Raw genomic sequence first — 14,982 nt, 5'->3', positions numbered from 1 at the left:
GCCGCCTGATCGGCGCAGAGCGACAGCCTACCTCTGACTGCCGCCAATCTTTGCAACAGAGCCGATTTCCTGCCGGTGATCCGCCGCACCCTGACCCGCACCGGCTTTGTCATCGACCACATCCACTACTACGCCGACGCCCTCAAGCCGTGGATTGCCCGGCGCGAGCGCTTGCCCGCCTTCCTGATCCGGCGCGATCCGCGCGACATCAGCCGCATCTGGGTACTGGAACCGGAAGGTCAGCACTATCTGGAGATCCACTACCGCACCTTGTCCCATCCGGCCGTCACCCTCTGGGAACAACGCCAGGCGCTGGCCAAATTGCGTCAGCTCGGGCGCGAGCAGGTGGACGAGTCGGCGCTGTTCCGCATGATCGGGCAGATGCGCGAGATCGTGACCACCGCCCAGAAGGCCACGCGCAAGGCGCGGCGCGACGCTGATCGCCGCCAGCACCTCAAGACGTCGGAGCCACCGGCCAAGCCCATACCGCCGGATGTGGACATGGCTGACCCGCAGGCAGACAACCTGCCGCCGGCCAAACCGTTCGATCAGATCGAGGAGTGGTCGCCGTCGATGAATATAAGAGGACTTGCCATGGAATGCTCTCGGACATAGGAAATCAGGAGTTCCAATCTTCAGTGAGGGGCTAAGATAGGAAAAGTTGAATTTCTAAACGATGAAATTCAGCTTTTCTGAACAAGGAGTGACTCATGCGCGAAATCAGCCTGGACCGTCTGCGCACGTTGGTGGCCATTGCCGACCTGGGTTCGTTTGCCGAGGCGGCCCGTGTGCTGCACCTCGCGCCACCCACGGTCAGTTTGCATATTGCCGACCTGGAGTCGCGGGTTGGCGGAAAGCTGTTGTCGCGCACACGTGGGCGCATTCAGCCTTCGGCGATTGGAGAAACGCTGGTGGAGCGCGCGCGGCGCCTGTTGGCGGATGCGGAGCAGGCGCTTGAGGACGTGGAGCGTCAGGTGCAGGGCTTGGCCGGGCGTGTGCGGCTGGGTGCCTCCACAGGGGCCATCGCACAGTTGATGCCGCAAGCTTTGGAGACGTTGGGCCAACGCCATCCCGCTATCGATGTGCAGGTCGCGGTGCTCACGTCGCAGGAAACTTTGAAGAAGCTTGCCGAGGGCTCTTTGGAGATCGGTCTGGTCGCGCTGCCACAGACCCCGGTGAAGGAATTGCGGATCGAGCCATGGCGGCGGGACCCGGTCATGGCCTTCTTGCCGGCTCGCTGGGAATGCCCGGATGTTGTGACCCCCGGTTGGCTGGCCGCCCAGCCATTAATTCTGAATGACAAAACTACTCGGCTTTCGCGCTTGACCTCGGAGTGGTTCGCCAGTGATGGACGGCAGCCCACGCCGCGTATTCAACTGAACTACAACGATGCGATCAAAAGCCTAGTGGCGGCCGGTTATGGTGCGACGTTGTTGCCGCATGAAGCCTCCACGCCATTGCCCGATACCAAGATCGTCATGCGGCCATTACAGCCCTTATTGTGGCGTCAACTTGGTATTGCCCACCGTGGTGGGGACGTCGAGCGGCCTACGCAACATGTGCTGGATGTGTTGTGGGGGTTGAGTGCGGGCTAGGGCGATGTTGTCAGAGAAAGGACCGCTTTCGACCCGGTCATACGGTGATTGAGGTCCCAGGCGTCAGCTACCGCACCTGAAGCCGTCGTTCATCGCTCCAAAGCCGGTGCCTGTCTCCGTTCGCCCAGGCCAGGGTGTCGTAGTACTTGTGCAGCAGCTCGGTAATGGCGGCGGTGTCGTCGGTCATGGGGTTTCCTTGGGGTTGGCGGTGAGGACTGCCTGGACGCGTGCTTGCAGCGCGGGCAGCACGTCTTGTTGGAACCAGGGGTTGCGCACCAGCCAGCGATTGTTGCGCGGGCTAGGGTGAGGCAGGGGGAACGCTTGCGGCCAGTGCTCGCGCCAGGCTTCGACCACCCGGGTGAGCGGCGTCTTGCCAGTACCGAGGTGGTAGTCCATGGCGTAGCTGCCCAGCACGATGACCAGCGACAGGCGCTCGAAACGCTGCATGAAGGCTTCGCGCCAGGCGGGGGGCGCACTCCGGGCGTAGCGGCAGGTCACCGCTTTTGCCGGTGCCCGGATAACAGAAGCCCATGGGCAGAATGGCGATGCGGGTAGGGTCGTAGAAGGTGTCGCGGTCCACGCCCAGCCAGGCGCGCAGACGCGCGCCGCTGGCGTCGTCGAAGGGCACGCCTGAGGCATGGACCCGGGCCCCCGGTGCTTGGCCGGCGATGAGGATGGGCGCACTCGGGTGAAACTGGAAGACCGGCTGCACGCCGTGTGGCAGATGCGGTGCGCAGCGCGTGCAGGCGCGGACGTCGGTCAGAAAGGCGTCGAGTGTCGGCATGGCGCGCTTCCGGAAAGGGTGGCTCGCGCAGGACGGAGGTGCCATCCTGCGCGAAGCGTAACCCGGCAGCAAGTCAGTGCTGGGTCAGTGTCGGATAGCCCTGGATGAATACGCGGTCGGTCTTGGCCGCCGGCACATGGCAGCCCATGCAGTCGGCTTCGTAGCTGACGGCGACATTCTTGGCGGGGGCGTCGGCCTTGAACAGCGCCCAGCCCCAGCCGTCGCCCCACAAGGGGTTGCTGGCGAAACGGCCTTTGGCGTCCTTGACCATCACGAACCACACGGCCGCATCGGAACCCCAGACCACAGGGTTGCCAGTGGTCATGGCGCTGGTTTCGAGCTTGCGGATCTCTTTCACCAGCGTGGCGCCGTCCAAGAACTTGCCGGTCTTGCGGTAGTGCTCGGCCGAGGCCTTTAGTCGCCGGCCGTGACGGCCAGTGGCAGGACGAGGGCGCTGGCGAGCAGAGCGCCGGTGAGTGCGATTTTCATCGTGTTCTCCTTATATGCCTATGGAGATCAGACGGCGACCACGGGGAAATCCACCGTGGGGTCGGCGATGTGGTTGGTGTAGTTGGTGAGCGTGTTCAGCGCGACGTTGGCGATCACTTCCAGTATCAGGCCGTCGTCGAGCCCCGCGCGGCGGTAGTTGGCCATGGCGTCGGCCGACACCACGCCGCGTTGCTCGACCAGCGCGCGGGCAAAGCCGGCGATTGCATCGTCAAGTGCGTTGGCCGCCTGGCCGGTGCGGGCCGCGGCGATGGCCTCTGCCGACAGTCCGGCACCTTTGCCGATCAGGGTGTGTGCGCTCAGGCAATACTGGCAGCGATTGGCTTGAGCGGCAGCGAGCGCAACGATCTCGCGCTGGGAGGCATTCAGGCGGCCGGTGCCCAGCGTTTCGGACAAGCCGAGGTAGCCATTGAGCGCCGCCGGCGCGTGGGCCAGCGTGGCGAACAGGTTCGGCACCATGCCAAGCTTGGCTTTGACGGCCTTGAGTGTGGCAGCGGTAGCGGCGTCAGCGGTGTCGATGGTCAGGGGGGCGATTTGGGTCATGTCTATCTCCGTAGTGGGTGAGGTGCAAGAGCACGTGGGCATGATCGCCCTTTGTTTGGTACGATATGGCACGTAAAGTATCAAATACGTAACCTATCGTCTTATATGGAGAGTGGAATGGCGGATCGACTGGCCGGCTTGCTCCGGCACTACTCGCTTTCGGCGCGCGTTTTTCACAGCGGCGCCTTCTGTGGGCAGCATCATTACGCGGCGCCGCATGGCTATATCCATCTGGTGCGGCGCGGCCCGATTACGGCGCGTTCGCCCGTGCATGAAGATCTGCTGGTTACCGAGCCGAGCCTGCTGTTTTATCCGCGCGTGGCGTCGCATCGTTTTGTCGCCGCCCCCGGCGATACCGCTGAGCAGTTGTGTGCGGAGGTCGACCTGGGCGCTTCGACGGGCAATCCGTTGGCCATGGCCTTGCCGTCGATGCTGCTGATTCCGTTGGCGGACTTGCCCGGCCTCGGGCCGACGCTAGAGTTGCTGTTTGCCGAAGCCGAGCGCGACCAGTGCGGTCGGCAGGCCGCCATCGACCGCTTGTGCGAGTTGCTACTGATCCAGTTGCTGCGTTATCTGATGGATGGGCGGCTTGGCGCCACCGGACTGCTGGCGGGCCTGGCCGACCCGAAACTCGCGCGCGCCATAACCGCCATGCACGATGCGCCGCAGACCGCGTGGTCGCTCGAGGCGCTGGCGGCGAAGGCGGGCATGTCACGCGCGCGCTTCGCCGCCGCGTTCAAGGACGCGGTGGGCGTCACGCCGGGCGACTATCTGGCCGACTGGCGGATGAACGTCAGTTGCACCCTGCTCAAGCAGGGGCGGCCGGTGGCGGTGGTGGCCGACCGCGTCGGCTACGGCAGCCCGAACGCTCTGGCGCGCGCCTTCCGCGTGCGCATGGGCTGCGCCCCGCGCGACTGGCTGGCGCAGCAGCGCGGTGACGCGGCGCTCAGCGGTTCGTGAGTTTGAGTTCGATTCGCCGGTTCTTGGCGTAGGCGGCGCCGGTGTTGCGCTCGTCGAGCGGGTGAAATTCGCATCACGCCGGAACAACTGGCGGAACTCCAGGTGGCGATCCGTCAACGGCTGGTCAGTCTGTTCGTGCGGCGCGGCCGGCTGGACAAGGCTGAGTCAGTGGCGCAGGTAGCTGGATGACGCTGTCCCGCCCTGAGCCGACGCTCACAGGCGGGGATTTCCAGTGTCGTCATTGTCGGCTATTGGCCGGCAGCAGCCCGTCGTTGCCTGATGGATCCAACCCCTCCGCTGCTATAGTGCAGTCGGCTTCTGACGTTCAGTGCAGCCGTCTTCTGAAAACGACAAAGGCCGCGCCGCTTCGTCAGAATAGAGTCATCTTTCGCATTGTTTGACACATGCCCGCGAAGGTTATAGATTTCAGCCTGACAGAAACGGGGTTTGAGGCGCAACGGAACAGAAAGTGCACATAAGCCGCCTTCAACCAAGGAGACATCGTGCAGGGGCACCGCATCGGCTACGTCCGGGTCAGCAGCTTCGACCAGAACCCGGAACGCCAACTGGAACAGACCCAGGTGAGCAAGGTGTTCACCGACAAGGCATCCGGCAAGGACACCCAGCGCCCCCAGCTCGAAGCGCTGCTGAGCTTCGTCCGCGAGGGCGACACGGTGGTGGTGCACAGCATGGATCGCCTGGCCCGCAACCTCGACGACCTGCGCCGCTTGGTGCAGAAGCTGACCCAGCGCGGCGTACGCATCGAGTTCTTGAAGGAGGGGCTGGTATTCACCGGCGAGGACTCGCCGATGGCCAACCTGATGCTGTCGGTAATGGGGGCCTTCGCTGAGTTCGAGCGCGCTCTGATCCGTGAGCGGCAGCGCGAGGGTATCGCCCTGGCCAAGCAGCGCGGCGCGTACCGGGGCCGCAAGAAGGCCCTGTCCGACGAGCAGACTGTTACCCTGCGGCAGCGGGCGGCGGCAGGTGAGTCCAAGGCGCAGCTCGCCCGCGAGTTCAACATCAGCCGCGAAACTCTCTACCAGTACCTCCGCACGGACGACTGACACATGCCGCGTCGCTTGATCCTCTCGGCCACGGAGCGGGACACCCTGCTCGCGCTGCCGGAAAGCCAGGATGACCTGATCCGCTACTACACCTTCAACGATTCCGACCTGTCACTGATCCGCCAGCGGCGCGGCGACGCCAACCGTCTGGGCTTTGCGGTGCAACTCTGCCTGCTGCGCTACCCCGGCTATGCGTTGGGCACTGACAGCGAGCTGCCCGAACCGGTCATCCTGTGGGTGGCCAAGCAAGTCCAGACCGATCCGGCGAGTTGGACGAAGTACGGCGAGCGCGATGTGACCCGTCGCGAGCACGCCCAGGAACTGCGCACCTACCTTCAACTGGCCCCGTTCGGCCTGTCCGACTTCCGCGCCCTGGTGCGCGAGCTGACCGAACTGGCCCAGCAGACCGACAAGGGCTTGCTGCTGGCCGGCCAGGCGCTGGAGAGCCTGCGGCAGAAGCGACGCATCCTGCCGGCGTTGAGCGTGATCGACCGGGCTTGCTCGGAGGCCATTGCACGGGCCAATCGGCGGGTCTACCGCGCCCTGGTCGAACCTCTCACCGACTCGCATCGGGCCAAGCTGGACAAGTTGCTTAAGCTCAAGGCCGGCAGCAGCATCACCTGGTTGACCTGGCTGCGGCAGGCACCGCTGAAACCCAACTCCCGCCACATGCTTGAGCACATCGAACGGCTGAAGACATTTCAGCTGGTGGACTTGCCCGAAGGCCTTGGCCGGCACATCCACCAGAACCGCCTGCTCAAGCTGGCCCGCGAGGGTGGGCAGATGACGCCCAAAGACCTTGGCAAGTTCGAGCCGCAGCGACGTTATGCGACCCTGGCCGCCGTGGTACTGGAGAGCACTGCAACCGTGATTGATGAGCTGGTGGATCTGCACGACCGCATCCTGGTCAAGCTGTTCAGCGGCGCGAAACACAAGCATCAGCAGCAGTTCCAGAAGCAGGGCAAGGCGATCAATGACAAAGTGCGCCTGTACTCCAAGATCGGCCAGGCGCTGCTGGAAGCAAAGGAAAGCGGCAGCGATCCCTACGCCGCCATCGAGGCGGTGATTCCCTGGGACGAGTTCACCGAGAGCGTCAGTGAGGCCGAGCTGCTGGCCCGGCCGGAGGGCTTCGACCACCTGCACCTGGTCGGCGAGAACTTCGCCACCCTGCGCCGCTACACGCCGGCCCTGCTGGAGGTACTGGAGCTGCGCGCCGCCCCGGCCGCGCAAGGCGTGCTGGCAGCCGTGCAGACCCTGCGCGAGATGAACGCCGACAACCTGCGCAAGGTGCCGGCCGATGCCCCCACTGCCTTCATCAAGCCGCGCTGGAAGCCGCTGGTGATCACCCCGGAAGGCCTCGACCGGCGCTTCTACGAAATCTGCGCGCTGTCCGAGCTGAAGAACGCCCTGCGCTCCGGCGACATCTGGGTCAAGGGCTCGCGGCAGTTCCGCGACTTCGACGACTACCTGTTGCCGGCCGAGAAGTTCGCCGCGCTCAAGCGGGAACAGGCCCTGCCGCTGGCGATCAACCCGAACAGCGACCAGTACCTGGAAGAGCGCTTGCAGCTGCTGGACGAGCAGTTGGCCACTGTCGCCCGCCTGGCCAAGGACAACGAGCTGCCCGATGCCATCCTCACCGAGTCCGGCCTGAAAATCACCCCGCTAGATGCGGCGGTGCCGGATCGGGCGCAGGCGCTGATCGACCAGACCAGTCAGTTACTGCCGCGCATCAAGATCACCGAACTGCTGATGGACGTGGACGATTGGACGGGCTTCAGCCGCCACTTCACCCACTTGAAGGACGGGGCCGAGGCCAAAGACCGGACGTTGCTGCTGTCCGCGATCCTCGGTGATGCAATCAACCTCGGACTGACCAAGATGGCCGAGTCGAGCCCCGGCCTGACCTACGCCAAGCTGTCCTGGCTACAAGCCTGGCATATCCGCGATGAAACCTATTCGGCGGCCTTGGCCGAGCTGGTCAATCACCAGTACCGCCATGCCTTCGCTGCCCATTGGGGCGACGGCACCACCTCATCCTCCGATGGCCAGCGCTTCCGCGCTGGCGGCCGGGGTGAGAGCACCGGGCACGTCAACCCGAAGTACGGCAGCGAGCCAGGACGGCTGTTCTACACCCACATCTCCGACCAATACGCGCCGTTCAGCACACGCGTGGTGAATGTCGGCGTCCGAGATTCCACCTATGTGCTCGACGGCCTGCTGTATCACGAGTCCGACCTGCGGATCGAGGAGCACTACACCGACACGGCCGGTTTCACCGATCACGTCTTCGCCCTGATGCACCTGCTGGGCTTCCGCTTCGCGCCACGCATCCGCGACCTCGGCGAAACCAAACTGTACGTGCCGCAGGGCGTGCAGGCCTACCCGACGCTGCGCCCGCTGATCGGTGGCACCCTGAACATCAAGCACGTGCGCGCTCATTGGGACGACATCCTGCGCCTGGCCAGCTCGATCAAGCAGGGCACCGTTACCGCCTCGCTGATGCTGCGCAAGCTCGGCAGCTATCCGCGTCAGAACGGCCTGGCTGTCGCCCTGCGCGAACTGGGCCGGATCGAACGCACGCTGTTCATCCTGGACTGGCTGCAAAGTGTTGAACTGCGCCGCCGCGTGCATGCCGGCCTGAACAAAGGTGAGGCGCGCAACTCGCTGGCCAGGGCGGTGTTCTTCAACCGCCTTGGGGAAATCAGGGATCGGAGCTTCGAGCAGCAGCGCTACCGGGCCAGCGGCCTCAACCTGGTGACGGCGGCTATCGTGCTGTGGAACACGGTGTACCTGGAGCGCGCCATCCAGGGGTTGGTCGAGGCCGGCAAGCCGGTGGACGGCGAGCTGCTGCAATTCCTGTCGCCGCTGGGCTGGGAGCACATCAACCTAACCGGCGATTACGTCTGGCGGCAGAGCCGCAGACTGGAAGACGGGAAGTTTCGGCCCCTACGGATGCCCGGAAAACCTTAGCGTACGATTTTTTCCGAATTCTGCGGGCTCCCCATCCTTGGCGGCATACGCCGGCAACTGGCCGCCTACGCGCGCTACCGGCGCCGCGAGGACCTGGCGGTCCTGTTCGAATTCACGGCGGCTTGCCGGGCGCAGCAGGGCAGGGCGGCGGACCAGGCCATCGAGACGCTGCGCACCATGCCGCCGCCCGCGCCGGCCATCGCCGACGACATCGGCATGTGGCTGGCCCCAGCGGCCGTGGCCGCGCTGCGCGCGCAGGACATCCACACGCTGGCCGACCTGACTGTCCGTATTCCGCGCCGCCGCCAATGGTGGGCCACGATCCCGGGACTGGGCGTCAACGGCGCCAGGCGGATCGAGGCATTTTTTGCGGAATGGCCTGAACTGACGGCCCGCGCCCGCGCGCTGATCGCCACGGAACCGCGCGGCGTCATCGTGCCGTGGGAGCAGATGGGGCGCCTGCCGCATGAGGTGGATGGGTCGCTGGGCCAGTTCCGGGCACCGCGCGAGACCTGTTCGCTCAACGCGGACAACGACTACGCCGCCGTGCAGGCCTGGCTGGGGCTGCACGAATCGCCGGCCACGCTGCGCGCCTATCGCAAGGAGGCCGAGCGGCTGATCCTCTGGGCCATCATCGAGAAGGGCCGGCCTTTGTCGTCGCTGACGACCGAAGACGCCACCGCCTACCGCAATTTCCTGCGCCAGCCGTCGCCGCGCGAGCGATGGGTCGGGCCGGCGCGGCCACGCAGCGCGCCAGACTGGAAACCGTTCACCGACGCCCTGTCGCCGCGCTCGGCCGCCTACACGCTGCAGGTGCTTGGCGCGCTGTTCCGGTGGCTCGTGCAGCAACGGTATGTGCTGGCGAACCCGTTTGCGGGCCTCAAGGTGCGGGGCGGCGCCAAGACGGCCGCGCTCGACGTGTCGCACGCTTTTTCCGAGGGCGAATGGATGCTGACCCGCAGCATCGCCGACGGGCTGGAATGGTCATACGGCTGGGAAGCCCCGGCCGCCCAGCGCCTGCGCTTCATTCTGGATTTCACCTATGCCACCGGCCTGCGCGCCAGCGAACTGGTAGGCGCCACGCTGCGCAATATCGAGACCGATATCCACGGCGACCACTGGCTGCACCTGGTGGGCAAGGGCGCCAAGGCCGGCCGGGTCGCCCTGCCGCCGCTGGCGCGCAACGCGCTGGATCGCTACCTGGTGGAGCGCGGCCTGCCGGTCACCCGCGCGCAGTGGGACCCATCCACGCTGATCGTCGGCAACCTGGGGCCGGACGAAAGCGGCGGCATCACCGGCGCCCGGCTGTGGATGATCATCAAGCGGTTCTTCGCCACCGCAGCGGACCAGCTCGATGCCGAGCGCCCGGCCACCGCCGAAAAGCTGCGCCGCGCCAGCCCGCACTGGCTGCGCCACACCCACGCCACCCACGCGCTTGCCCGGGGCGCGGAACTGACCACGGTGCGCGACAACCTGCGCCATGCGTCGGTCTCGACGACATCGCTGTACCTGCACGGCGACAGCGTCAAGCGCGCGCGCCAGATGGAGGATGCGTTCGGCGGATGACTCTGGGCGGGCGCGGCCGGCTACGGCGTCTTGCCGATGTCGCCTGCCGCCAGTGCCAACGTCGCGGCCGCGGCCAGTGCCGCGCTGTAGGCATCGGCCGACGCATTGCGCGCCAGGAGCAGCTGGTTCTGCGCCAGGTTTGCTTCGGTCACAGTCCCCACGCCCTTGCGATAGGCGGCGAACGCCGCGTCGTAGGTAATCTGCGCGGCATCGGCCAGGGCCCTTGCGGCATCGTAGGCGGCCAGGCTCGATTCCAGCGCGCTCTGGCTGACCACCACCTGCCGCACCGATTCCTCCTTGGCTCGTGTCAGCCTGGCCTGCGCACTGTCCACGTCGTTGCGGGCCTGCGCCAGCACGGCGGAACGCATGCCGCCGTCATAGATCGGCAGCGTCACCCCCAGGAACACGCTGTTGCCGTACCGGTAGCCATTGAGGTTGACCGTGGGCGGCTGCTGGCCGACCGGCGGAATCGCGGTAATGGCCGAGCCGCCAGACGCATACGAGGCAAACGCCGACATGAAGACCTTGGGCAGGAACGCCGCTTCGGCCGCCTTCACACGGGCCTGGTTGGCGCGTTCCAGTGCGTAGGCGCCCAGCACGTCAGGCCGCTGGGCAATCGCCCGCTCCACGATCTGCTCGACCGAACTGCGCAGTGCCGGCGACAGCGGCCGCAGCGGCATCTCGGCAATGACGGGCTTCGACAGCGGCGAGATGCCGATGGCGGTGACCAGCCCCAGGTACGCATCGGTCTCCGCACCTTGTGCCTGCACCATCGCCAGGTTGGTCTGGGCGCGGTTCTGGTTGGCCTGCGCCACCTCCACCACCGTCCCTACGCCACGCGCATAGCGCGCCTTGGCCGCCGCCAGCACCGCATCGGCATTGGCCATGGCCTGATCGACCGTGGCGCGGCGCGAGCGCGCGGCCTGGTAGCGGTAGTAGGCCACGCTGACGTCGTGAATGATGCGCTGGTGCTGGGCCGTAAAGGCGATGTTCGCGGCCACCGTGGCCTGTTCCGCCGCTTCCACCAGGCCCGCGCGCTCGCCGAAGTCGAACAGCAGCCATTGCAGCGACACCACCGAGATCGCGCCATGGCGCGACGTATCCACGCCGGCCGACCCCAATGCCGTGTTGCTGGATAGCCGGCCGTTTGTCCAGCCGCCCATCGCCGCCACGGAAATCTGTGGCAGATAGGTACTGCGGGCGATGCCGGTGGCCAGCGCCGCGTTGCGCGCATCGTTCCAGGCCACCCGTGTCAACGGGTTCGACGATTCCGCCAGATCGATCAGTTCGGCAAGCGTATAAGGGTGCGCAGCATCGAGCTGGGCGGGCGGGGCGATGGTCGCCAGCGCCGAATTGGCCGGCAGCGTGTAATCGGACGGCCGATCCTGTGGCGCGGGGCGGCTGGCGACGCCGGCCATGATCTCGCCGTTGGCCGCGGTTTGCGGCTGCCACGGGCGATCGGCCTGCGGCGGGGCCAGGTCCAGCGCCGACGTGGCGCAGCCGGAAAGCGCCGCCGCGGCTGCGACCAGCGCGAGGCCTATCGGCGGGCGAGCCGGCGGATCAGGTGTGTGCATGCGGGGCAGGGGGGTTGGCAGGCCCGGACGGCGAGTCGGCCAGCTGTTTGTCGACAATGGCCAGCAGCGCATCGCGTGTGCGGGCATCGGCATGGGTCTCCAGCGGTGCGGGCGAGGCCGGCGCCAGCGGCGCCGCCGTCTTCACGGCATGGAGCCGCGCCGCGACGTCGGGATCGCCCGGAAATCGCTCCGCCAGCAGGAACAGCGGGCCCGCCACGGCGTCGAGCACGCCGAGCCGCCGCCGGTGATCGTCGATCCACGCCGGTCCGGGGCCGACCATGGCGGGCTCGTAGCGGGCCAGTGCCAGGTCTTGCGCGATGGCGCCCTGCAGCCCAAGCGCCGTGGCGGCATGCTGCCGGCGCTGGTCGGGATGACGGGCCGCCACCAGTTCCTGCCACTGGCTCACCAGGGTGGCCAGGGCACCTTCGATACGGTCGGCGATGCTGACCGGCCAGATGCGGGTGAACACCAGATAGACGACCAGGTTGCCGATCAGGATGCCGATCACGCGATCGCGGGCAATCGTCAGGTCGAACCCCGGCGCCGCCCCCTGGATCACGCAGAGATAGAACGCGAACGCAATCTGAAAACCGGCGTAGGCAATGCGTGGCGAGCCCATGGCCACCCACGCCGACAGCCATGTGCCCGCGAACACCAGCGCCAGCAGGCCGCCCACCGAATCGAGCGCCGGCACGACGAAGACGATGGCTGCCGTGCCCAGCGCCGCGCCGACCAGGCAGCCGGCCAGCCGCAACACGAGCTTTTCCACCGATTCGGCCGCCGTGCCCAGCGACACCAGATAGACGGTGATAAAGCAGGTATGGATGCCCGGCCAGTCCAGCTGCTGATAGAGCAGATAGCAGAACATGGCCGCGCCGGTGGTCTTCAACGCGTAATGAATATGCGAGCGGTTGGTAAAGGCATCGGCATCGAGAAAGCCGCCGCGCTTCTTGTCGATGGCTTCCTGTGCGGCATCGGCAGGTTCGACGGGTGCGGCCGGGCCGACGGCAGCGGCGGCTTCGGGCTCGGCATAGTGGGCGATGGCCTGGACAATTTCGGCCACGACCGACTGCTGCAGCGGCGACAAGGCGGCGGCCGTATCAGGCAGCGGCACGGCAATTTCCACCGGATAGCCGCCCGCATCGAGCATCCGCGCCATGGCATCGAGCATATCGGCCAGCGAATCGGCAAGCGGGGCGGGAAGGCTCGCACCGGGCTGCCGGTAGGCCACGTCGGCGGCCATCAGGATGGCCATGGTCGACGTCATCGCCTGGCGCAATGCCGCGACGTCGGCTGCATTCGCGCTGCCTTCGAACTTCGCCAGCTTCAGCCAACTGGCCACGGGCTGCACGCCGTCGCGCAGGACCCGGGCGATGGCGGGGCCGCCGGTTTCAGGGTGTCGCAGAGCCTGCGCGGCCACCCGCACGCAATGCGCCAGGCGTGCGCCGGCCAGGCGCCGGGGGGATGGGCCCATTAGCAGGTTCACCACGACATTCGCGCCGATCGGGATGGCCACCATCAGCCATGCGTAAAGCAGCGCCCGGGTGGCCACCTCGCCGCCCGGGACCAGACCCAGTTCGTCGAGTCCGAAGCCAATGATCATCGCCACGATGGCGCCCACCGGCCGCAGCTTGCTGGCCGAGGTCAGGAACAGCAGCGAGGCGGACGCGACGGCCATGCAGGCCACGCGCAGCAGCGCACTGTCGAGCGTGAGCCCCGCCAGCACGATCACCAGCCCCACGATCAGGCTGATCAGCACCAGCATGCCCACGCTCATCACGATGCTGCTGGTACGGTCGGCACGGTTGATAAAGAAGATCACGTAGGCCGAAGTGGCCGCTTCGGGCGTGCCATAGATGGCTGCGATCAGGCAGGTGAGTGTGCTGGCCGCCGCAATGCGCGTGGTGGCGGCGGCGCGCCCCGGGAACGGGGCGAGCAGGGCGCCGATATCGGCCAGCCCCAGGCGCGATGCCTCAGCGGCAGGCTGCGCCATGCCGCACCTCGACCGTTGCGCTGGCACCCACCCGGGCCAGCGTTTCCGGCGGTTCTTCGAGCTTGATGCGCACCGGGAAGCGGCGCGCCACGCGCACCCAGTTCACCGATGGCTGCACATAGGGCAGGGCGCGCGGCAGGTTGAGCCTGTCCGTATCGGTAATGCCCACGCCGATACCCTGCACCGTGCCGCGCAGCGCGTGGCGCCGGTCGATCATCGAATAGACGGTGGCACAGTCGCCCACATGAATGCCGGCCAGGTCGGTTTCACGGAAATTGGCCACCGCGAACCATTCGCCGGTATCGACCAGCAAGAACAGCGACTGGTTCGGGATCACGACCTCGCCCGACAGCGACCGCAGGCTGCTGACGCGGCCGGCGTGCGGGGCGCGGACCACGGTGTCGTCCAGCGCGCGCTGGGCGATGGCTACAGCGGCCTCGCGTGCCTGCACGGTCGCCACGGCATCGTCCTCGCTGCCTACGGCCTGCGCCGTCGTGGCGCGCTGCAGCTGCGCCTGCTTCAGGGTCACGGCCGCATCGCGCCAGGCCACCTCCGCCTGGTCAAGCTGCTGCTTCGGGACATAGCCCTCGGCAGCCAGCGGGCGAAGGCGCTCCACGGTTCGCGCCGTCAGCGCGTAGTTCTGCTCGGCACGCGCGATCTGTTCCGATGCCACCGACGCCGTACCACGCTCGGTGCCGATGGCTCGGCGGCGCCTCCCCAGCATGGCGTTTGCAAGCGCCAGGTCTGCCTGCGCCTGCGCCAGGGCCAGGCGATACGGCACGGGATCGATCTCGAACAGGATCTGGTCTTTGGCGACGTGCTGGTTCTCGCTGACCAGGATGCGGGCAATGCGCCCGCCGACCGGGGAGGCCACATGCACGAAGTCGGCATCGAGCGCGGCATCGTCGGTGGAAGGGTAGCGGACCGCGCGCTGCCACGCATAAATGGAAAGCAGCACCGCCAGCACGATAATCGCCAGGGCAATCCATTTGCCACGCATCGGCGCCCGCCTGATACCTGCCATTTTCATGGAAAATGCCCCGTGCCGATTAACCATACGATTTCGGCAATCATGAGTCCGATCGCCGTATTGACCAGCAGCTGCCAGCGGACGGTTTCCGCCCAGCCGGTCGTCACGAATATCCGCCAGGCCACCAGGGCGCCCGCGATGCCGACCAGCGCACTCAATAGCCAGAGCGGGAAATAGGCCCCGACGAGGGGCACGGCAGGCGCACCCGCGCAACCCTGCAGCGGGACGGCCAATACAGCGAGCGGAGGCAGGCGTCGCAGGCCTGGCAAACGTACCATGGGCAGGATGGCATGGACGGCCCGGAAAATGGTCACGCCAATATAGCAGCGCAGAATCGGGATTGTCCAAGGGACAAAGAAAATTTAAAGTGGCGGCTGAAAAATGCCAAATCAGAAT

At 66.5% G+C, this 14,982-nt stretch carries 9 protein-coding genes and 4 pseudogenes; 6 read left to right on the top strand and 7 right to left on the bottom strand.

Translation table 11 applies throughout. From position 1 onward, the window contains the following. Window positions 1-63: 63 nt before the first annotated feature. Window positions 64-615 (top strand): annotated as a pseudogene (locus tag AC3G88_RS20325) (Mu transposase C-terminal domain-containing protein); the annotation flags it as partial. 95 nt (window positions 616-710) lie between these two features. Continuing rightward, window positions 711-1,595 (top strand): LysR family transcriptional regulator, encoded by an 885-nt coding sequence (locus AC3G88_RS20320; protein WP_488893807.1) that lies wholly within the window; start codon window positions 711-713, stop codon window positions 1,593-1,595. A gap of 183 nt (window positions 1,596-1,778) precedes the next feature. Here AC3G88_RS20320 and AC3G88_RS20315 read toward each other — a convergent pair. The 3 genes and pseudogenes from AC3G88_RS20315 to AC3G88_RS20305 all read right to left on the bottom strand — a co-directional run bounded on the left by AC3G88_RS20315 (window position 1,779) and on the right by AC3G88_RS20305 (window position 3,429). After that, window positions 1,779-2,424 (bottom strand): annotated as a pseudogene (locus tag AC3G88_RS20315) (uracil-DNA glycosylase family protein). Between the two features lie 28 nt (window positions 2,425-2,452). Beyond that, a pseudogene (locus tag AC3G88_RS20310) lies at window positions 2,453-2,779 on the bottom strand (cytochrome P460 family protein); the annotation flags it as partial. Window positions 2,780-2,895: 116 nt separating this feature from the next. Continuing rightward, entirely contained in the window at window positions 2,896-3,429 is a 534-nt protein-coding gene (locus AC3G88_RS20305) for a carboxymuconolactone decarboxylase family protein (RefSeq protein ID WP_003830783.1), read from the bottom strand. Between the two features lie 117 nt (window positions 3,430-3,546). On the opposite strand from AC3G88_RS20305, the gene AC3G88_RS20300 reads away from it, so the two are divergent. The 4 genes and pseudogenes from AC3G88_RS20300 to AC3G88_RS20285 all read left to right on the top strand — a co-directional run. Further along, window positions 3,547-4,389, top strand: coding sequence for a helix-turn-helix transcriptional regulator (locus tag AC3G88_RS20300; RefSeq protein ID WP_003830784.1), 843 nt, complete (start codon window positions 3,547-3,549; stop codon window positions 4,387-4,389). A 503-nt stretch (window positions 4,390-4,892) separates the two neighbouring features. After that, window positions 4,893-5,453 (top strand): recombinase family protein, encoded by a 561-nt coding sequence (locus AC3G88_RS20295; protein WP_023082279.1) that lies wholly within the window; start codon window positions 4,893-4,895, stop codon window positions 5,451-5,453. Between the two features lie 3 nt (window positions 5,454-5,456). Then, window positions 5,457-8,423, top strand: coding sequence for a Tn3-like element TnAs1 family transposase (locus AC3G88_RS20290; RefSeq protein ID WP_124148031.1), 2,967 nt, complete (start codon window positions 5,457-5,459; stop codon window positions 8,421-8,423). A 33-nt stretch (window positions 8,424-8,456) separates the two neighbouring features. Further along, window positions 8,457-9,989: pseudogene (locus AC3G88_RS20285) on the top strand (site-specific integrase); the annotation flags it as partial. Window positions 9,990-10,009: 20 nt separating this feature from the next. On the opposite strand, the gene AC3G88_RS20280 reads toward AC3G88_RS20285, so the two are convergent. From AC3G88_RS20280 to AC3G88_RS20265, 4 genes are read right to left on the bottom strand one after another with little or no spacing between them, the layout of a single operon-like run. Further along, on the bottom strand, window positions 10,010-11,563 hold the full coding sequence (locus AC3G88_RS20280) for a TolC family protein (RefSeq protein WP_488773209.1): 1,554 nt from the start codon (window positions 11,561-11,563) through the stop codon (window positions 10,010-10,012). Next, on the bottom strand, window positions 11,550-13,556 hold the full coding sequence (locus AC3G88_RS20275; protein WP_488893806.1) for an FUSC family protein: 2,007 nt from the start codon (window positions 13,554-13,556) through the stop codon (window positions 11,550-11,552). Before AC3G88_RS20275 ends, AC3G88_RS20280 begins: the two co-directional genes overlap by 14 nt. Further along, the gene (mdtN, locus tag AC3G88_RS20270; protein ID WP_488893805.1) at window positions 13,537-14,586 is read right to left on the bottom strand and encodes a multidrug transporter subunit MdtN; all 1,050 of its coding nucleotides are present in this window, start codon (window positions 14,584-14,586) and stop codon (window positions 13,537-13,539) included. The genes AC3G88_RS20275 and mdtN overlap by 20 nt, the downstream gene beginning before the upstream one ends. Then, window positions 14,583-14,864, bottom strand: coding sequence for a hypothetical protein (locus AC3G88_RS20265; RefSeq protein WP_488773330.1), 282 nt, complete (start codon window positions 14,862-14,864; stop codon window positions 14,583-14,585). Before AC3G88_RS20265 ends, mdtN begins: the two co-directional genes overlap by 4 nt. Window positions 14,865-14,982: the final 118 nt, after the last annotated feature.

This window comes from Cupriavidus sp. 86D6 (assembly GCF_057815095.1).
The sequence above is the reverse complement of the archived record's forward strand: the minus strand, read 5'-3'. Positions and strand labels throughout refer to the sequence as shown.

Coding starts and splice junctions, on each gene's coding strand:
- AC3G88_RS20265 (WP_488773330.1), bottom strand. CDS start 14,864: ATGGTACGTTTGCCAGGCCTGCGACGCCTGCCTCCGCTCGCTGTATTG.
- AC3G88_RS20275 (WP_488893806.1), bottom strand. CDS start 13,556: ATGGCGCAGCCTGCCGCTGAGGCATCGCGCCTGGGGCTGGCCGATATC.
- AC3G88_RS20290 (WP_124148031.1), top strand. CDS start 5,457: ATGCCGCGTCGCTTGATCCTCTCGGCCACGGAGCGGGACACCCTGCTC.
- AC3G88_RS20300 (WP_003830784.1), top strand. CDS start 3,547: ATGGCGGATCGACTGGCCGGCTTGCTCCGGCACTACTCGCTTTCGGCG.
- AC3G88_RS20320 (WP_488893807.1), top strand. CDS start 711: ATGCGCGAAATCAGCCTGGACCGTCTGCGCACGTTGGTGGCCATTGCC.
- AC3G88_RS20280 (WP_488773209.1), bottom strand. CDS start 11,563: ATGCACACACCTGATCCGCCGGCTCGCCCGCCGATAGGCCTCGCGCTG.
- mdtN (WP_488893805.1), bottom strand. CDS start 14,586: ATGAAAATGGCAGGTATCAGGCGGGCGCCGATGCGTGGCAAATGGATT.
- AC3G88_RS20305 (WP_003830783.1), bottom strand. CDS start 3,429: ATGACCCAAATCGCCCCCCTGACCATCGACACCGCTGACGCCGCTACC.